An 18,257-nucleotide genomic window follows, 5' to 3' on the forward strand; every position below is an offset into this window, starting at 1 on the left:
ATGGATACGGCCTTTAAGGACAACCTCGACGCATACATCACCAAACTCCAGCGGATCGCGATCCAGCTGAACGGATTGCGATCCGCCCGCCCCTTCAGGGCTCGTCGTGAAGGAGCAGCACTCGCGATGAAGTCTGCCCGCCTTTTCTTAGCTTATTGTGCATTGGTAAGCCTGGTCCGCCGAAACATCGAGCCGATCTGTAATCCGTTTTGCGTTGGGCTCGTCGTGGTACCAGCCGCATGGCAGTTGAACGATATCCAGGAGGCGGCGAAAATAATCTTCAAAGATGAGAAAGTTCGCTTTTGCCTACATCCGGCGTCTAAGAGTCGGCGCGGTTGGGAGATTGACCCCGCTGAGCATCTCACGTCAGGCAGATTGATCGTCTTCGTGACCGAGGGATCGACAATCCATGAGGATTTTGAACTCGCGGCAACGGTCCGTGACCGCCTCCGCCTGTGTGATCCCCGCCACCTTCGAGCGCTTGGGAGGCTCCGGGGCTGCGGTAATCTCTCCGACGACCATGTTGCTCTGATCGCCGAACAGCCGTCGGAGAGGATGGAGGCTATCTACCGGATTGGGCAACCTGCCGAGCGGGCAGCGCGACGGCTCCTGAAAGAAAGCAAGCAACGCCTCCAATCGACCGAAGCCAAACGGCTTGACGTTTCCAAAGGCTTCGGTGAGGCTTCCAACTGGGCAATGGAGCTGAAGAAAGACCTCAAAGATTGGCGCGACGGCAAGCTAGATTGGTCCGACGTTGACAAGGGGTGCCTGTTTTACGGTCCGCCGGGAACTGGGAAGACGAGGTTTGCGTCAGCGCTCGCGGCCGAATGCGAGATGCATCTGGAAACCACGTCCATTTCGAAGTGGCAGAGCAGCAAAGATGGTCACTTGGGCGATATGCTTAAGGCAATGTACCGATCCTTCGCTAGCGCCAAGGAAAATGCGCCCTGCCTATTATTTCTGGACGAATTTGACTCCATTGGCGACCGTACAAAATTCGATTCCAGGCACGCTGACTACAGTGTTCAGGTGGTAAACGCACTCTTGGAATGCCTCGATGGCGTCGAGGGAAGAGAAGGTGTGGTCGTCGTTGGTGCTTGCAATCATCCTGAACGGGTTGACCCCGCGCTAATCAGGAGCGGCCGCTTGGAGAAGCACGTTCACTTCCCTTTACCGAATGCGCAAGCCCGGGCCGAAATCCTCGCTTTCCATCTCCCATCACTCGCCGAAAATCCTTTCTTGAAGGAAATCGCCGCCAGACTACCCGGCAAGAGCGGTGCCGACCTGGAGCGCCTGTCGCGGGATGCCCGTCGGACGGCGCGGCGGGAGCGCCGGGGCGTCACGATTGATGACCTCCGAGAGAAGATCGAGCCCCTGCCTGTTCTGAATGAAGGATACCAGCTGCACATCGCAATTCACGAAGCGGGTCATGCGCTTATAGCTCACGCTTTGCGAGTTGGAAGAGTCGAGCGAGTTGAGGTGTTCGATAACGCCCAGAACTTCGCAACAGACATCGATGCGCACGGGATCACTGTTATCGAGCACCCAAGGCTACCCTTCAAAACTAAGGGGGAAATGATGAACCTGGTCGCCATGCACCTGGCCGGGGCGGCTGCGGAAGAAGTCTCTTACGGAGACCGGTCGACTATGGCTTCAGGTTCGGGCCAAAGTGATTTCGCGATGGCGACGGAGCTTGCCGTCGAAATGGTCACCAAATATGGCTTTGGAACGTCGCCCTACTATATCCCAGGCTCCGTAAACACGAGCAGCCCATCGGAGCTGTGGCAGGACCGCAGGCTGAAAGCGGACGTCGATGTCATCCTGCAGACAGAATATACGCGGGCGAGAGACATGCTCAGTGGCCTTCAGCACACGCTTGTGATGTTCGCCGCCGAGCTGGCCAAGCACAAACGGCTGCAAGGAGATCAGTTGGAAAAGCTATGGCCAGGAGCAACAACCTCGGAGCAGACGGTGGCAAGGAAGTGTTGAGCGGCCATTGCGTCTGCATTTCCTTGGGCAGGAGGAAACCTTTCTCTCGCGGTGGTGCGGGCCGTGGCATTCGACCTGAACGAACCCTGCCTGACGATGCGCCCATGAAATCTGGCTGACGCAGCCAGCTCCCCGAAAATCCTGAACCAGAAAGACTGCGGCGGCAATTCCCGCGCGTCATCCCCACACCTTTGCCTTCATGAAAGGAACGGCCGAGTGAGAGCTTGGATCATCAGTGACCTTCACTACTCCCCGATGGACGCTCTCCGGGGCGCTCCCTTTCGCATTCCGGATGCGGACGTCTGCATCTGCGCAGGCGATATTTCGGAGAACGTCTCAAAGAGCATCGCTTACCTGCGGCGCGATATCGAACGACATATGCCCGTCATCTTGGTCCTGGGAAATCACGACTATTACAGTTCCAGCATCGATTTTGCGCTGGAAACAGCACGTAGCGAAATCGAAGGCAGCCGTATCCATCTCCTAGAAAATCAAACCATCCAGATGGCCGGATGCCGATTTGTCGGCGCGACCTTATGGACCGACTTTGCGGTGTCTATCGGTGGCGACGAGCATATTCCGTCCGAGGAGCGGCGGGCGATTGCCTTTGGTCTGGTACCATCACAAATGGCGGATTTCTCCTGTATTTATCGATCCGACGCGCGGCGGCCAGATGAAAACGGGCTGATCACGGTTCGCGAAATCCTTGAGCGCCACATCGCGAGCCGATCATTTATTGACCAGGAACTCGAAAAGCCGTTCGACGGCCGCACATTCGTTATTACACATCACGCACCGCTCATTCACAGCTTCGACCCTCGCTTCTATGGCCACGCAACGAATGCGGCCTTCGGAAGCGATCTATCCGACCTGATCGCACGGCGACGGCCGTCGGTTTGGATTCATGGCCATATCCATAAATTCCGAGATCATATGGCTGACGGGACCAGAGTGATCTGCAATCCCCGTGGCTACGGTGGCGAGTGGGAAACAACTGGGTTTCGCGGTGGTTTCGTCATCGATCTGTAGAAGACGTCCGGAGGAAGGACCTCCATGTGGACGTCCTAGACAATCTCAAGGTCCAATGGGCGTGTCAGATAATTGATGGAAGACCCAAGAACCGGCGCGTCGTACGCGTACTTGAGTACAATGGAAACAAGCTGGCAGAGCCGCTCAAATCCGATGCACTGGACGCTGTCCTTGGTCGCCATAAGGCAATTACCGCCCGCCGCAACGAGCCACCACTGTTCGATGACCTATTCTGACGCGGCGAGGACCGACCATGTGGCAACTGCTAGCCACGGTGCTTCGCACTGCATTCCCTTAAGGCTTTCAAGTAGAGTAACCAATTTAACGGCGTAGAACTCAGCTCCTCAAATCAAAGGGCAAACCCGTCCTTAAGGCGGTCATATAGGCAGGTAAGCTTTCTGAAATAACTCGAATACGGCGAGTTGGACGATTTTAACTTTTCCTTATGTGCTCGCAGGAAAGTCAAAACCGCTGCGATATCTACGTCTTTATCGTCTTGAAATGCGATCAAGATTGCAGCCTTTTCAGGGGTCACCGCGTCTATTATTTCCTGAGTGGTTTTCCCGCGGTAGAGCTTGTCGTACTGCGCTTGGTATCCATTGGGGTTCCCGCCGACCGACTTTCGGATCAATTGCTCGATGGTGTTGTGCTTCGAACCTTTCAGGGCGGCTAGATCACCTATTCCTACGCCGCGAAGGTATCGGTAGGCGGGCACGTACTTGTTCGCCCTTTTGAATACCCGGGGATAAACGGCCGACAGCAACTCGTTTGCATCTAACGTCGATTGATCTTCCAGCACGTCCAAGAAAACGTCGTCCAAGTCGACAGCCGTGTAGCCACGTTTCGCGAGCTTATCTTGAACTTCAGCAACGCCTACACCCACCACAAACTCCACATCGTCCTTGCCGTCGATCTGGTCGATATCGACGACTGCAAGCTTCGTGCTTGGATCACTGGACTTCACCAGATCGTACATCTGTTCTTTGCAATAACGCAGGATTCGAGCTGGAATTTTTCGTTTGGTCGCATCGATGGCGCTGTAAACTTCAGAAAAATCGTCAGTCTTGATCACCGTGATATTGAGATTGGTCTCACCAATCGCCATCATCGACGGAAGAAAACTGGAGCCTTCACCGGCCTTAGGTCGCTGAAGGAAGATAAGGTTTTTGCCGAACTGATCCAATTTTTCCTGCGCGAGGCAATTCACGATTGAAGAAATTATGGTCTGAATATTTTTGTCTGCTAGCGAATACCCGATAAAAATAACTGGGTGCTCAATGAAAATTGTGATTAGCTTGGCAGCTAGGTAGGCATTCTTCGAGTTGAAATTGTCGTAATCTTCCTGGGTCAGGACCAGGCTGTTCGGTTGACTTGCGCAGCCATGAATTTTGTAAATTTCAGCCACAGACTGCGGATTCGAGAACAGAAGCTCTTCCTGTCCGATGAATACTTTATAGTCGGGGAACAGCTCCTCTAAGAACAGGTCCCAATTGGTGGTGATTATGCCGTCAACGTTCAGGCTGGGTAATAGAGCGAGTTCCTTGGAAAGACCATCGGATGCAATCGTCTCATGAACCTTGGCAGTCAGATATGCTGCAATTTCATGCTTCAACGCGCTGGATTGATTCAAGATCGACTGAGAGAATTTATCGCGCGAGTCAGCATACTTGTCGTCAGCCCACCAAACAGGGTTGAAGTCTTCTGCCATCAGAGCTGCGGCAGCGGGATATTCTGAGTTGGTGTGAGAAGCGTAGAATCCGAAGGGTTTTATGTCCTGGCAGAAACGACCCAGCAACTCGTCCCATTGCTCCAGTCCAATATAACGCCTGGAAAATCCCGACCCTACAAATAAGAACGGCGCACCAGCGTTTGATGCCAATAAAGCAGAGAGTTTATCAGTAATTTCAGTCATATGCGTCCCGAGCCCAGAATGGTAGTAACAACCTACACGTTTTCCCCTGAGTCGGAACGGCGGGTAGTCGCGTTGAGCGAGTGTTTTTATCTAGTCGAAGAAACCGCGCTCTTTGACAGGCGGAAGTATTGCGGTACACGTGAATAAATTCAACTGCGAAGCGCATTGCCAAATTGGGCTCGCTGCTCTAGCTCTCCTTGATCTCGCGGATCATGCACTTGACGGTAAGATTGTCGAGCTTGGAGACGACTCGGAGTTCCGAGGGAATCGCGCTACCTTAAGTGGAACTCGGCTATGAATGATTTGTAGCTGCGACAGCGGGCGCACTTGAATGTCGATTCGCGGAATCTTCATAGGGGTCAACAAGCACTTTGATACGCGGATCGGAGAGCTGTCGGGCGCGTGCGATGATGCTCGCGCCCTTTGGGCGCTCTTTTCTGACAACTTGCCAAACCTTGAATCAAGGTTGCTTCTTGATGACGCAGCAACCCTGGAAAGTTCGCGAAAAGCTGTTTTTGGAACGCTGGACGCCGCTGAACAGGATGATGTGGTGGTCCTGTCGTTTGCCGGGCACGGATCGGCCAATGGCCGCCTCGTTCTCGCTGACACCCAGCTTGACGATCTGGACGGAACCACATTTCCGATGTCGGAGCTTGCGGACGCCTTTGCGAACTGCCAGGCACGCGTCATTTTGTGCATTCTCGATTGCTGCTTTAGCGGGCAAGCGCCAGCGCGTGTCCTTGAGACGGACGGGAATCCGAGATCGTTTTCGCCATTCGATGGAGTGTTCGGTGAAGGTCGTATCTTGCTAGCTGCATGCGGGCCGACGGAATCTGCGTGGGAGCAACCCGGCTCTGGCCATGGCGTCCTCACCTATTCAGTCATACAGTGCCTCACTAACCCTGAGCTGCAGTCCATCTCCTTCCCCGAGATCGCAGGAACAATCGTCAGCGCGGCCAGAGTCGCAGCCCAGCAAATGGGGCGCACGCAAACGCCGGAGTTCCTCGGGCACATTTCGGGTGGACTAATGTTTCCGAAATTCGAGCGTGGCGAAAACTTCCTCGCCGCCTTCCCTGAACATGGCGTGTCCAAAGTCAGTGGCAACGTTGACGAATTCGAGCAATTCGGTTTCCCTTCAGCAATTGTCCAAAACTGGAAGAACGCTTTCCCTGACGGCTTGAACGCGCTCCAGTTAAGCGCAGCAAATGATCACGGCATTCTTGCGGGGAAGTCACTTCTCGTTGTCGCGCCCACCAGCTCGGGCAAAACCCTCATTGGCGAATTGGCGAGCGTCCAAGCCGTAACGTTGGGAAAGAAGGCTGTTTTCTTACTGCCCTACCGCGCTCTCGTGAACGAAAAATACGAAGACTTCGCTGCGCGTTACGGCTCAGCTGGCCTGCGGGTTGCTCGGTGCAGCGGCGATGCGTCCGATGGGGTCGGACCAGTGCTATCGGGTCGGTATGACATCGCGTTTTTCACATACGAGATGTTTTTGAACATGGCGCTCGGTTCGCCGAAATTGCTGTCGCAGCTTGGCTTGGTGGTCGTCGACGAAGGTCAGTTCATCACCGATCCAAGTCGCGGGATAACTGTCGAACTGATCTTGGCCATGCTTCTGCGTGCCCAGGAAATCGACATCAAACCGCAATTGTTGATCCTGTCTGCCGTGATTGGAAAACTGAACGGGTTCGATCAATGGCTAAATCTGCCGCTCTTGCGCACCGACGTTCGGCCAGTACCGCTCGTCGAAGGCGTCGTGGACCGCCAAGGCACTTTCCAGAGCGTCGGTGTGGACGGCATCACACGCAAAGAACAATTGCTGGACGCAAATGAGATACGTCAACGCAGAGACAAGCCCAGTTCTCAAGATGTAATAGTTCCGCTGGCGAAGAAGCTGGTCGGTAATGGCGAAAAGCTATTGGTCTTCCGCAACGTTCGTGGCCCCGCAGAGGGTTGTGCCGAGTATCTCGCCAAAGAACTAGGACTGCCACCGGCTTCAGCCGTCTTGGATGCCCTTCCAAGCCAGGACCTTACCTCCTCGTCGCACCGCCTTCGACGCTGCCTGGAGGGGGGAACCGCTTTTCACAACACGAACCTTCTTCGTGCTGAAAGGGAGGCAGTCGAGCGAGGTTACAGGAACCGCGATGGCGGTATTCACGCGCTAGCTGCGACTACTACCTTGGCAGCCGGAATAAACACGCCTGCATCGACGGTCGTTCTGGCTGAAAACAACTTCGTTGGCGAGGATGGAAGACCTTTCACGGTCGCGGAATACAAAAACATTGCAGGCCGTGCTGGCCGATTGGGTTGGAATGAAATTGGCAAAGCAATCATCCTGGCCGAGACACCAATAGAGCGGGCACAGTTGTTCCAGAAGTACGTTTTAGGATCGCCTGAAGACGTCCGATCCTCCTTTCAGCAAAAGGACCTCGCCACTTGGACCGTCCGCCTGCTTAGTCAGGTTCGAGGGGTGCAGGTCGATGAAATTCCGCAGCTACTTGTAAATACATTCGGCGGTTATGCAGCTTGCCGGACAAACCCCGGCTGGATTTCACAGGTTAGCGTTGAAGTTTCCGATTTGGTAAAGCGAATGGTGGACTTGGGACTCGCTGAGATGCAGGGCGACCTTGTACACCTCACCCTTCTGGGTCGAGCGTGTGGCGCATCTTCCCTTTCTTTCGATTCCAGTCTGCGACTGGTAGACCTCCTTCGAAAATTCGACGTCTCGACTGGAGCAATGGCTGTTCTGGCACTTATCCAAGTGCTCGATGAAATGGATGCAGTCCACACATCGATTTTTAAGAAAGGTCGCGGCGAAAGCATTCGGGCATCTGAAGCGGCACAACGGTTCGGCGTCGAAGTGATGCGCTCGCTTCAGCGTTTTGCAGGGGACGAGTTCAAGTTTTGGCAACGCTGCAAACGAGCTGTCATTCTATTTGATTGGCTCGAAGGGATCGAGGTCGTGCAGATCGAAAAACGCTACAGCTACACGCCGTATCAGGGAAACGTCAGCTACGGCGATATCATACGAATTGCTGACGCGACCCGTTTTCATCTTCGATCTGCACATCAGATTTTTGCTGCAATGTTTCCTGATGAGCCAGGCCTTCTCTCCGAACTGGCCGAAATGCTGGATCGCCTTGAGTTCGGGCTCCCGGCTGATGCTCTGGCCCTCCGGGAGGTCGCGGCCTTGACGCGCGGCCAGTATCTTACGCTCTACGAGCATGGATGCAGAAGCGTCCAGGAAGTCGACGCCATTGCCTTCGACCGTTTGGCGGAACTGATCGGGAAACCAAGCGCAATCCTGATGCGAGGCGAACCCGAGGTAGCCTAAGCCTTGCCTTCATCGGAGGCCGTTGGCAGCTCTTGTCTCGCGGGATTGTCCGGTCTGGTCAGCTCTGTATCGAAGGCTAACCAATTCGGATCGGGCGGAAAAATACCCGCGTTATGTGTAAAAATTTGGCGGGTGAAATTCTGAAAAGCAGTAATTTTTAGCCTTGGCCTGTTTGAACCCAGAAGGGCTGCAGTGGCCTGATTGTCTGCGACTGCATCCAAAGCCCGCAACGTAGGCGGCTCGTCTGCAGCAATTCTGCTCATTTCTGCTTCCCAGCTCGCACAATCCTGTTCCATCGGGATCAGTTTGCTCTGTATGTCCGCCGCCAAGTTATAGTAGCGGCGCTGCAATGTCTCGTGTGCGCGTGCCCTTCCACCAAAGTCGAACACAAGCTGCAATGCGCCGATCAGCGTAATAACGCCACCAAGCACGAGAGAGGCTTTTGGGTTGCCCCTCGTCAGATCAGCCGCAGCGCTGGTTCCACCAAGGATCACCAACAGATTGAAAAAGCGGTTCCAGCCATCGAGCCACCCCCGACGCGCGATGTGATATAGGGCGTTTCTGAGCGCCTGATGGCGTGCGCGGAATGCCCTTTCCAAGCAATCCTCGTGCTGATCGGTCACTTCTTGCCGCCGCCATTCCTGTTTGGTGGCGGTTGATTGCCTGCGCTCCGGGTTGTCTCAGCCTTACCGCCGGAGCCAATCTCTTTTACCTGATGTCCCGAGCCTGGCTTGATGTTACCCCCGCCGGGCGAATGCGAGCTTTTCTTTTCAGTCACCTGCAACTCCATCATCTTCGCGGATCGTTAGCGCGTGCTTCCGTATCCTTTGAAATCAACGATATAAAGGGGACGGTTGCAATCATCTAGCGAGGTTTAGAAACAGCTTTCTTTAGATTCACGGCATCCAGCGAGCGAATTTTGGGCGTTGGTCCTCGCAATATCGAGTGGACAACCCGAATGGCACCGCGCCCTTGTGCTTCTGAGGTTGGGAAAGCGGTCAGTTGAAGTTGAACAGTTCACGATCCGTCGAGGTCGTGAACATCAAGTAAGTCTCTTCGGTTTTCGTGAGGCGCACAAACGCGGGGAAGTTGACCATGCCGTTGACCATGTCCAAAACGGCATTCATTATTGACCGTGTAATCGGTGAAGAAGGAGATGACGTAACGTTTCGATCACCTCCCTCTCTGGCCTCGCGACGCATTGATGATCGGCTACCTTAAGAAGGACGGGGTCTGACCTGCATTCCACAATTTCATGACACGCATGTTCACGGCTTGTATGCACAACACCAGTTCGGGGCTCGCAGTTGGAAATCCTTCACACTGCTTGAGCGCATATAGGATAAGCTTGTGGTTCTCCTCTTTCGTCATCGGACGTGAAGATTTTTGCCGCTGTGCTTCAGCTTGATGAGGTGCGACGACCAAGAGCAAGACGGCAAGCATACCAGCGATTTTCATATTTACTCCATGTCGAGCAGTGACGATTTTGCGTTTTTGAGCGGCAATCAGGTGGCCCCGCCGCGCGTCGGATTTCAATAGCCTCGCTTGCCCCACCAATATCCCAGGTTGGATTGCGTTCATGTTTCGCGCATGAATAAAATGCGAGCGATCCTGTGGATGCGCGGAGGGAATAAGGGAGATTGCAAAGCGTATGGGTATATTCGACTTTCTAAAACGCAGGAAAATGCCAGCGACAATTGAGGACGCTATGGCTTCCCAGGCGACAGACTTTGTCAATGCGTTTTCCCACCCCAGAGCACCCGTCGATGCCTCGAAGCTCGATTTTTCAGAAGGCTCGCTGCACCTGGTGGATCAGGTCCTTCAGGATTTTTATCAAAGACAGGCCGCGCTACCTGACGACCTGCATTTTCTCGCTTCTGCCTATGTTTTCGAAACCGCGCGGCGGCAATTCGGCGGACGTTACCTTCGCGGAGATCAAGAAAACCCGTTTGTGCTGCTGATTGGCGAGCCGGATTTCCAAATTGGCGTTCTGGTGATGGGGAAAATAAAAGGCCGAGCTTCGAACGGGCCAGAAGACAATATTCCATTCTTCTATGCTGGAATTGCCCCATTGGTGGAGAGGCGAGCAAACGCCACGCTCGTGTAGATTTCACCAAAGAAGCCTACGCCCAACGGCTCCTGTCTCACATTTTCAGTGGACCGCGTCGCGTAAATCTCTTTACCGAGGGTTGATGATTTAAGGTGCGTACAACAGGATACATTCATCGAAACACTCGCGCAAAGAAGTCTGAATTCGCCCAAGAGGACCGAGTTGCATGGATAGCGTCTACATATTCGATGGACATAACGATGCGATCCTATCCATGGTCGACTATAGCGCTGTTGGTCGAGATTTCCTGGTTCGTTCCGAGAATGGTCATCTTGATCTGCCTCGGGCACGATAAGGCCGCATGGCCGGTGGGCTGTTCGCAATCTCCGCCCATCCGGAGAGTGAACCGGAAGACGATCTCACCATCACCTTGAATGGATATGAGGTTCGTTATGCCGAGGCCCTAGACCCGGACAATGCCCGTCGACAGATTGACGGTCAGGTTTCTGCGATCAGGGAACTGGTCAGCCGCTCAAATGGGCAGATGCGCCTAGCAACGTCCGTGACGGCCATCAAGGCGGCTCTGGACGTGTCGGCTTTTGCGGTCGTGCTCCACATGGAGGGAGCCGAAGCTATCGACCCCGATCTGAGCTACCTCGACACCCTGTACGATCACGGTCTTCGGTCCTTGGGCGTGGTCTGGAGCCGCCCCAATATTTTCGGTTACGGCGTACCGTTTGCATATCCCAGGTCACCTGACACCGGCCCGGGCCTGACAGATGCTGGCAAGAGGCTCGTCAAGAAGTGCAACGATCTCGGGATCATGATCGACGTCTCGCATCTGAATGAGCGCGGGTTCTGGGACGTCGCAGCGTTAAGCACTGCACCGCTCGTTGCCACGCATGCTTGCGCTCACGCTATTTGTCCGTCGACCCGAAATCTGACCGACCGACAATTAGATGCCATTCGCGATACGGATGGTGTCATCGGAATGAATTTGGCAGTCAACGACGTTCGTCCGGACGCCAATCTCGATGACGATACGCCGCTTGAGGTCGTTATTCGTCATATTGAATATTTGGTCCGGCGCGTGGGGATCGACAGCGTTGCTCTGGGATCGGATTTCGACGGTGCCGTCATGCCGCGCGAAATCAGAGATGCAAGCGGGTTGCCACGCCTGATCGAAGCTATGCGCAGGGCGGGATTTAACGAGACAGACCTACGAAAGTTCGCCCTCGACAACTGGCTTCGCGTATTTGCTCTGACTTGGACAGATTTTCCCGAGATAGAGATGAAATGACCGAGAGCTGGAAGAGATGAGCGGAACTTCATTCGTCAACGAGGCAGAGATAAAGGTGACCGCTACAACGGCGGAGCACGTCGAGAGTTTCCATGAAGCACTCGACACTGTCGCACGGGAGAAAAAATATCTGACTATGTTCGAGGCGTTCCCACTTCCCGAGACGCGGGATTTTGTCCTCTACATGATAAAGCAGCGGAATCCACACATTGTTGCCGTTGTCGGAACGCGGGTCGTTGGTTGGTGCGATATAACGCGCCATTTCTTCCCGTCTCATTCTCATCGAGGAAGCCTCGCAATGGGACTCGTTCCAGATTACCGAGGGCAAGGACTGGGTCGCCGCTTGATCGACGCGGCACTGGATAAGGCTCGTCAAGAGCGCTTTATTCGTGTCGAGCTGTCGGTTCACGCTGACAATGCTCGGGCTATCGCCCTATACGAAAAGGTCGGGTTTCTCCCCGAGGGCGTTCTTCGACGGAGTGTCCTGATCGACGGTCGATTCATCGACACGGTCACTATGGCCATTATGCTTGACCGTGGATGACGCATGGACAAAGGTCATTGTGTGCTTGCGCCCTGACACGACGGTTCACCAAGCACATCGACCTCGACGCTCGGGTACATTTTCTCTTTCACCAATTGAAGGGATTTCACTTTGCCTTCAATGAGTAGCAACCCTGCATCGACATCGAGTGCTGGCAGCCATTCTTCGGCGGAGAACCTAAACAGCGTGATGTGAGCTATTCGCGGCGGCTTTGGACGCCAATTGTCGAACCAGACCGCATCTGAAATAGCTGAGCGAAGCCGTTGCAGCTCTGGCGGCTCGGGTGCCTTTACGAAGATAGCAGCTTCCGAAGCCTGCACCTCCTGAAAACTGAGATCAATCGGTGGCGTCTCTTTGACCTGTCTTTCCACGATCTCTTTCCATCGCTCTCCGTTCAGTGTCCAAACCTCGTCGTTTGGTATGCTGAATTGCGGCACTGCGTTGATCACAGTGACGACCGTCATGTGCAGGCTCGTAGCGGGGACCCGCAGGAGCGGCCCATCGCACTCGCGCTCGATGCGGTCCTGCAAGGCGCAGAGCTTTGAAACCGTCTCGCGGTCGGGAAAAAACTGCAGGTGAAACGCGCAGCACCGCTTAAACCACAGCGTATCGACCTTCGTTCTAATCACAGCAGCGTGTCCATAGTTGAGGACGCCTCACCGGACAGCGGGGCCATTCGCAACCGAGGTAGGTCTCGAAGGATCAGGCTTGGCATTGTTTCTCCGCAATGTCTTCAGGTGCCGCTGTCAGAGTCCGTTGAGGCTCAAGGAGACCCTATCGCAAATGCAGCTGCAGGAACTTTCTGGCTTTGATGAAGCTCCACGTCAGGGCGGCGTTCATGTGCGGCCCATTGTCATCGAGAATATCGTCCACGGAGTAAAATAGAAGTTCAGACGCTTCGTTTCGATCAGGTGCCGCTTCTGCGCCCGACAGGATATCCGCAGCCGTGGATTTGCTCGGCATCAGGAGAAACAGTTCCGGGTGGCAGAAGACCGGATCATAAGCCAGACCGACAGCAACCGCTTCAGATCGGGTTACATCACGAACGGCGATTTCCTCCTCTACTTCGCGGGCAATCTCGTTGAAGAGGTCTACGGGACCGTCGCTCTCACCTGGCTCGGCGTACCCCCCGATTAGATAGAGGCCACCGGGGTTTTGGTCCGCCAGCAAACTTCGCTTCGTGACAATGACGTTACCATCGCCCGTCAGCACAATAGCCGTCAATCCAAGGGGATCAGCGCGATCCGCGTCTGGATACTCGAAACCGAAAGTGGGATGGCGTGTCGCCACATAGGCAGAAAATCTGGTCCGGCTTGCAGCAATGCTCAGCCGTTCACCTTCAACCCAGTAAGAGGCCATCCGCAACAAAGCGCCGTCGAAAGCAGCTGGACGCTTTGCGCATAGTGCTGCCCAGGTCGATTTCCTGACTTCTTCCACGCGGTTCTGCAGCTCGAAATTACCAACGAGGTGGCAGTCAATGTGGTCAACAGGGATGCTGAAAGACTGATCTTGGAACACGCCATGCCCATTTCGTAAGAAGTTTAGATTATTCCCGACCCAAGGAACACGAACGCTTCTCCTCATTCGCCCTCAAGCCAACCTACCACACTGAGATTTGGCCAAACTTCTATCCATCGACTGACCTTCTGCTCATAAATCTGCCGCCTGATCTGTATCTTGTTCGCCCGGACAACCCCGCCAAGGAGGTCGGAAAGGCCGAACGGGGCGCAAAGCTCCAGGCCGCTATTACGAGGAAGCAGCCCGACGGCTGTCGCAGTTGTCGGGAACGTCGCAATGGCATCGGTCGTCGACACGTATGGCGTGATTGGATATCCGAACTTCGCCTCATACCAAAGGTGAACCTTGGCTTCGTTTTTCACGTCGATCCAAACGGTGAGATCAGAGAAGGTCCTTCGAACGCGAGTCGCATGCTCTGCTTCCCCATCCTCGGAAAGATCGTTGGCGTCAAAATAGACGATATCGATGTCATTGATCCCGTGCGCTGGCGGCAACCCGAACGTATGGTTCCAGACTGTTTGAGCAATTGCACCAGCAACAAGCCAGGCACCCGGGAGCGCAACCTTGTCCCAATTGTGCAGAACCGGAGACAACAGCGGGCTCTTGGGAACCATGCCTTGCAATTGCCGAAACTGTTCGTCGTTCATATCCCATTCCACGGAGAGAGCATGATGACACCTTACTTGTTGGAGCTTCGCGGTTTGATCGGAAACCGCCTACTTCTGCTTCCCTCGGTTGCCGCTGTCATTCATGATCATGCGGGCAATCTGCTATTGCAAGAGAAAGCCTCTGGGGAAGGATGGAGTCTGCCCGCAGGTGCAATCGAGCCAGGCGAAACGCCGCAGGAGGCCATCATTCGCGAGGTGATGGAAGAGACTGGTCTTACCATAGCCCCAACCGCAGTTCTCGGCGTCTTCGGAGGAAGAGACTTTCGGTACACCTACCAGAACGGTGATCAAGTGGAATACGTTGTCACGTTGTTCAAATGCCGAGTCGCTGCGGATCGAGGCGAGTGGACGGACACTGAGACAAGAGCGGTTGGATATTTCGCGCGAAATAACATGCCCGCCCTCGCCCTGCCTTACCCTATCTCGGCTCTGTTTTCGTAGGCGTGTCAGCCCGAACTTTAGATTTTCTTCCGAAGGCTGCTTGAGGAAAACCAGTACCTTGTCACCATCGCTCACACACCTGCGGCAGCATTCGGCACAGCCCCGACAACCGGGGTGCCAAGCAGTCCCAAGCGTTAGGTCAACTCGCGCTACTTAATCCGCCTGTAATCGAACGCTGGACCTCACCAAGGAGCCAATCCCGGAATACGCAAATCTTGCGCGAATTCTGCCGTTCCTCCGGATAGACAAGCCAGAGGCTCGACCGTTGCGGGCGATGACATTAAAAAGTTGTACCAAACGTACCCAGCGGTCTTGGCTGATCAAACCATGGTAGATTACGCGCAACAAGCTGGACAACAGACTTGGTTGGAGCATCTCAAGGACCCAAATCTGCGATTTTTTGATGGCAGCATTAACGGTGTAAAGTTCCGTTCATATGTCAATTATGACGCGAATGGAATTGCTTACATCGGAAACGTGCATCCAATCAAATAGAGGGTGTTAAGTGACAAAATTACAAGACGTTTACGGAGTTTTTGACCCGCAGCACGATGCAGCTGCTGCTATAAAGTTCGCGGTGATAGTAATGTTGATGGATAGACGTTTACGTGATCTATCTCAACTATTGACCGACGGGCATGAGGTGGCGACCATCGGAGGTGAGCCGGGATGGGAGATCGAGCGGCGAGATGAGAATGTCGCCGATGCTTCTTACTATGCTGACTGGCCTAGAGATGCCTGGTTTCGTGTGCGCATAGATCCGGAAGGGTATAGTCTAGCTTATCCCGAGATGTTCTTAGATAAGCCATCATTCTACAATTATATAAAGAAAGCCATTAATGTTTACGTAGCTGAAAACTCCTCCGAAGCAGAGGAGTTTAAAAAAATAAGTTCACTATTATTGTAGATATTCTGAGAATATGCGTTGTTGCCCTGGCTGCAAAACTCAGAATATTGTAATATTCTTGCCTGAAGACCTTGAGGGTACTGCGTTATAACAAAAGATTATCTCCGAGGGTAAGTAATATCAATCAGTTTGGAATCTTATTGGAGCTGCAACCAATTTGACGCTTCGAAGTATCAATAATGGACGCGACTCAACTCACCTTCGAGCAACTCAGGGAGTTAGCAGAGGAAGCGGGCCGAGAACATTGGGAGGATTTCCTTACAGCCGGTGAGGAACCGATCCGCCTTATTGACTGTTGAAGAATACAATCCCGCGTCGGACGAAAGTCCTAAGAAGAATAAACCGGCCGCACCGCGAAGGAAATCAAGCGATACTAATGAATGTCGTTAGAAGTCTATCGGCATCGCGACAAGAAAAACTCATTCAGCCAGCACGCTGTCACCTGCCCCCGAAAATATCCGGCCGCGATGTCTGGCGATCAGCTCCGCAAATGACAGCATGGCAGGTGCGGAAGGCAGCATGCGTCCGCTCCTCATCGGCCTCCATCAGGTGGCTGTAGCCAACAACGTAAACCGACCGTTGGCATTGCCGCTCGTTCTCACCATCTTCGCGTCATCGGGGAGGTTCTGACTGGAATTCAGCGATAACAACTAAAGCCTCCCTGACGTCCCTTCAAGAGAGACAAGGATCATCTAAGAAAGGTGATGCCACAATGTCGGTAGCTCTTTCCGCCGATTTGGTTGCATATTTTGCAAGCGCCTTTATCGATTGGACTTCTCGATGTCGGTGAAAGCGATCACCCCGCCCTTCGGAAGACGAAGAAACTGTTCTGTGTTAGTCTCGCCAAACTTCGTGGATGCGATCTGTGGGAACTACTCGGAGGGCTAATGGCGAGCGTTCCTGTCAAGCGACGGCTGGCAGCAATCATGGCCACGGATGTGGTTGGTTATTCCCGCCTCATGGAGCGTGACGAAGAAGCTACCCTTGCTTTGATCAAGGCGTTGCAGGCTGACGTAATCGCGCCGAACATTGAGCGTAATGGCGGCAGGATATTCAAGCTGATAGGCGACGGAACTTTATCTGTATTCGATTCTGCCACCGGGGCAGTCGAATGCGCGATGGCGATCCAAGGCGAACTGGTGCGCCGCGAGTCAGAAAGCGCTCGTATGGTTCTCAGAATTGGGATCAACCTTGCCGATGTGCTGGTTGACGGCACGGATATGTTCGGTGACGGAGTAAACGTCGCCTCTCGGGTTGAAGCGGGTGCCGTGCCCGGGGGCATTTGCATCACCGATGGTGTCTACCACCAGATCGCCGCGCGGATCGGCGGCGAGTTCGTAGAGGGTGGGGAAAAACGTCTGAAGAATATCGAGCGCCCCGTTCGCGTCTGGAACTGGCAACCGCGTCACGCCGGAACCGTGAAAGGAGAGCCGTCGCGCATTGTTGAAGCGGCAGCATCGTTGGATCAGGAAAAAGTCCTGGTCAGAGTTGGGGTCGCGTCTTCGGCTCTTCCCCATCAGCAGGACGTCATGGGGCTGATCACCTCCGGCCTCGAACAGTTCCTTTCGGATCGGCACTGGATCGACGTCGCGTCCGCCTCGACGGCTGAAATGGGCAGCCGTTCCCACGACTACACGGTCAGCATCGGCGTTCATGGGGCGGGTCCGTTCCGGTTAAACGTCAGGTTCATGCGCACCTCGGCGACATCCATCCTCTGGTCGAGGGCTTTCGATCTTCCTGCGGATTGCGATATCGACGCCATCGAATCGGTAGCGGCGGAGATCGTGTCGCTCGTCGTTGACAAAGTGCTTTCCACTGCATCAAAGACCATTGCGAAGAAACCGGAGGCTTCCTGGTCCGCATACGAGAATTTTCTTTACGGCAGGATGCTCGACGCGAAACATCTGCTGCCCGACGCAGAACGCTTCTTCCAGAAAGCGACGGAACTCGATCCAGCGCTCATCGACGCACATGCGACGTATGCCATAGCACTGGCTTTTCGCTTCTCCATGGAAGGAGTGATCGAGCGACTGCATCGCGCCGAAGAAATCTCGCACATTGCCTTGCGGCTCGACAACAACCATGCCTTCTCACACTACGCGGCGGCATTGGTTCAAGTGTCGATGCGAAACTATGATGGCGCGGAATCCCACTACGTCAAAGCACGCGACCTAGCGCCGAGCGACGTGGAGATTCGCGCCGATCATGCCGAGTTGCTTCACTACATTGGTGATTTGGAAAAGGCCGCAGCCGAAATCGAAGAATGTTTTAGGAAGACGAAGTATCCGCCTGTGTGGTTCTGGACCGTCAGGGGGATTATCCGATTGCAGCAAGGCCGTCCAGATGCTGCCGTCGAGGACTTCGAGAATATTCCGAGCAAGTCGTGGCGGACCCTTATTTTGCTCGCCGCAGCTCATGCTCAGCGCGGTGACGAAGTACGGCGGAGGTATAATGTGTCAATCGGCGTCCAAAGTTCACCCCTTATCGGCGTCCAATTTTGACCCCCCATATGCTGTAGATCAGCGCTTGGCCTGCCCGGCGCTGGCCGGGGTTGCAGAGGGTAGG

Annotated in this window: 14 protein-coding genes and 1 pseudogene; 9 read left to right on the forward strand and 6 right to left on the reverse strand. The window is 54.2% G+C overall.

Going from position 1 to position 18,257, the window contains the following annotated elements; all coding sequences use genetic code 11:
• Together MOV76_RS15850 and MOV76_RS15855 are read left to right on the forward strand one after the other, a co-directional pair.
• Complete coding sequence (locus tag MOV76_RS15850; protein ID WP_247264846.1) at nucleotides 1-1,989, forward strand: AAA family ATPase; 1,989 nt, start codon at nucleotides 1-3, stop codon at nucleotides 1,987-1,989.
• A 216-nt stretch (nucleotides 1,990-2,205) separates the two neighbouring features.
• On the forward strand, nucleotides 2,206-3,018 hold the full coding sequence (locus MOV76_RS15855; protein ID WP_247264847.1) for a metallophosphoesterase family protein: 813 nt from the start codon (nucleotides 2,206-2,208) through the stop codon (nucleotides 3,016-3,018).
• A gap of 349 nt (nucleotides 3,019-3,367) precedes the next feature.
• On the opposite strand, the gene MOV76_RS15860 is transcribed toward MOV76_RS15855, so the two are convergent.
• Entirely contained in the window at nucleotides 3,368-4,930 is a 1,563-nt protein-coding gene (locus MOV76_RS15860; RefSeq protein WP_247264848.1) for an SIR2 family protein, read from the reverse strand.
• A gap of 331 nt (nucleotides 4,931-5,261) precedes the next feature.
• Between MOV76_RS15860 and MOV76_RS15865 the strand changes: the two genes are divergently transcribed.
• Complete coding sequence (locus MOV76_RS15865) at nucleotides 5,262-8,264, forward strand: DEAD/DEAH box helicase (protein ID WP_247264849.1); 3,003 nt, start codon at nucleotides 5,262-5,264, stop codon at nucleotides 8,262-8,264.
• Here MOV76_RS15865 and MOV76_RS15870 read toward each other — a convergent pair.
• Both MOV76_RS15870 and MOV76_RS15875 read right to left on the reverse strand, forming a co-directional pair.
• Nucleotides 8,261-8,887: a hypothetical protein gene (locus MOV76_RS15870; RefSeq protein ID WP_247264850.1), complete on the reverse strand. Its 627-nt coding sequence runs from the start codon at nucleotides 8,885-8,887 to the stop codon at nucleotides 8,261-8,263. The genes MOV76_RS15865 and MOV76_RS15870 overlap by 4 nt on opposite strands.
• Nucleotides 8,888-9,476: 589 nt before the next feature.
• Complete coding sequence (locus MOV76_RS15875) at nucleotides 9,477-9,845, reverse strand: hypothetical protein (RefSeq protein WP_247264851.1); 369 nt, start codon at nucleotides 9,843-9,845, stop codon at nucleotides 9,477-9,479.
• A gap of 70 nt (nucleotides 9,846-9,915) precedes the next feature.
• Between MOV76_RS15875 and MOV76_RS15880 the strand changes: the two genes are divergently transcribed.
• The 3 genes and pseudogenes from MOV76_RS15880 (at nucleotide 9,916) to MOV76_RS15890 (ending at nucleotide 12,158) form a co-directional block, all read left to right on the forward strand.
• Nucleotides 9,916-10,371, forward strand: coding sequence for a hypothetical protein (locus tag MOV76_RS15880; RefSeq protein WP_247264852.1), 456 nt, complete (start codon nucleotides 9,916-9,918; stop codon nucleotides 10,369-10,371).
• Nucleotides 10,372-10,540: 169 nt separating this feature from the next.
• A pseudogene (locus MOV76_RS15885) lies at nucleotides 10,541-11,614 on the forward strand (dipeptidase).
• 16 nt (nucleotides 11,615-11,630) lie between these two features.
• Nucleotides 11,631-12,158 (forward strand): GNAT family N-acetyltransferase, encoded by a 528-nt coding sequence (locus MOV76_RS15890; RefSeq protein WP_247264853.1) that lies wholly within the window; start codon nucleotides 11,631-11,633, stop codon nucleotides 12,156-12,158.
• A gap of 14 nt (nucleotides 12,159-12,172) precedes the next feature.
• Here the strand turns inward: MOV76_RS15890 and MOV76_RS15895 are convergent, their stop codons facing one another.
• From MOV76_RS15895 to MOV76_RS15905, 3 genes are all read right to left on the reverse strand, one after another.
• On the reverse strand, nucleotides 12,173-12,787 hold the full coding sequence (locus MOV76_RS15895; protein ID WP_247264854.1) for a 2'-5' RNA ligase family protein: 615 nt from the start codon (nucleotides 12,785-12,787) through the stop codon (nucleotides 12,173-12,175).
• A 145-nt stretch (nucleotides 12,788-12,932) separates the two neighbouring features.
• Nucleotides 12,933-13,676, reverse strand: a complete 744-nt coding sequence (locus tag MOV76_RS15900; RefSeq protein WP_247264855.1) for an NUDIX hydrolase — start codon at nucleotides 13,674-13,676, stop codon at nucleotides 12,933-12,935.
• A 62-nt stretch (nucleotides 13,677-13,738) separates the two neighbouring features.
• Nucleotides 13,739-14,323: a nucleotidyltransferase family protein gene (locus MOV76_RS15905; protein WP_247264856.1), complete on the reverse strand. Its 585-nt coding sequence runs from the start codon at nucleotides 14,321-14,323 to the stop codon at nucleotides 13,739-13,741.
• Between the two features lie 21 nt (nucleotides 14,324-14,344).
• On the opposite strand from MOV76_RS15905, the gene MOV76_RS15910 reads away from it, so the two are divergent.
• From MOV76_RS15910 to MOV76_RS15920, 3 genes are all read left to right on the forward strand, one after another.
• The gene (locus tag MOV76_RS15910; protein WP_247264857.1) at nucleotides 14,345-14,785 is read left to right on the forward strand and encodes an NUDIX domain-containing protein; all 441 of its coding nucleotides are present in this window, start codon (nucleotides 14,345-14,347) and stop codon (nucleotides 14,783-14,785) included.
• Between the two features lie 505 nt (nucleotides 14,786-15,290).
• A complete protein-coding gene (locus tag MOV76_RS15915) occupies nucleotides 15,291-15,692 on the forward strand; it encodes a hypothetical protein (RefSeq protein WP_247264858.1) in 402 nt (133 codons plus the stop codon).
• 887 nt (nucleotides 15,693-16,579) lie between these two features.
• The gene (locus MOV76_RS15920) at nucleotides 16,580-18,193 is read left to right on the forward strand and encodes an adenylate/guanylate cyclase domain-containing protein (protein ID WP_247264859.1); all 1,614 of its coding nucleotides are present in this window, start codon (nucleotides 16,580-16,582) and stop codon (nucleotides 18,191-18,193) included.
• Nucleotides 18,194-18,257 lie beyond the last annotated feature (64 nt).

The organism is Rhizobium sp. PRIMUS64, assembly GCF_023006465.1.
Taxonomy (GTDB): Bacteria; Pseudomonadota; Alphaproteobacteria; order Rhizobiales; family Rhizobiaceae; genus Rhizobium; species Rhizobium leguminosarum.

What these genes read in the sequence shown, in the direction of transcription:
- MOV76_RS15865 (WP_247264849.1), top strand. Translation starts at nt 5,262, where the DNA reads ATGTCGATTCGCGGAATCTTCATAGGGGTCAACAAGCACTTTGATACG.
- MOV76_RS15880 (WP_247264852.1), top strand. Translation starts at nt 9,916, where the DNA reads ATGGGTATATTCGACTTTCTAAAACGCAGGAAAATGCCAGCGACAATT.
- MOV76_RS15850 (WP_247264846.1), top strand. Translation starts at nt 1, where the DNA reads ATGGATACGGCCTTTAAGGACAACCTCGACGCATACATCACCAAACTC.
- MOV76_RS15875 (WP_247264851.1), bottom strand. Translation starts at nt 9,845, where the DNA reads ATGAACGCAATCCAACCTGGGATATTGGTGGGGCAAGCGAGGCTATTG.
- MOV76_RS15905 (WP_247264856.1), bottom strand. Translation starts at nt 14,323, where the DNA reads ATGAACGACGAACAGTTTCGGCAATTGCAAGGCATGGTTCCCAAGAGC.
- MOV76_RS15910 (WP_247264857.1), top strand. Translation starts at nt 14,345, where the DNA reads ATGATGACACCTTACTTGTTGGAGCTTCGCGGTTTGATCGGAAACCGC.
- MOV76_RS15920 (WP_247264859.1), top strand. Translation starts at nt 16,580, where the DNA reads ATGGCGAGCGTTCCTGTCAAGCGACGGCTGGCAGCAATCATGGCCACG.
- MOV76_RS15890 (WP_247264853.1), top strand. Translation starts at nt 11,631, where the DNA reads ATGAGCGGAACTTCATTCGTCAACGAGGCAGAGATAAAGGTGACCGCT.
- MOV76_RS15860 (WP_247264848.1), bottom strand. Translation starts at nt 4,930, where the DNA reads ATGACTGAAATTACTGATAAACTCTCTGCTTTATTGGCATCAAACGCT.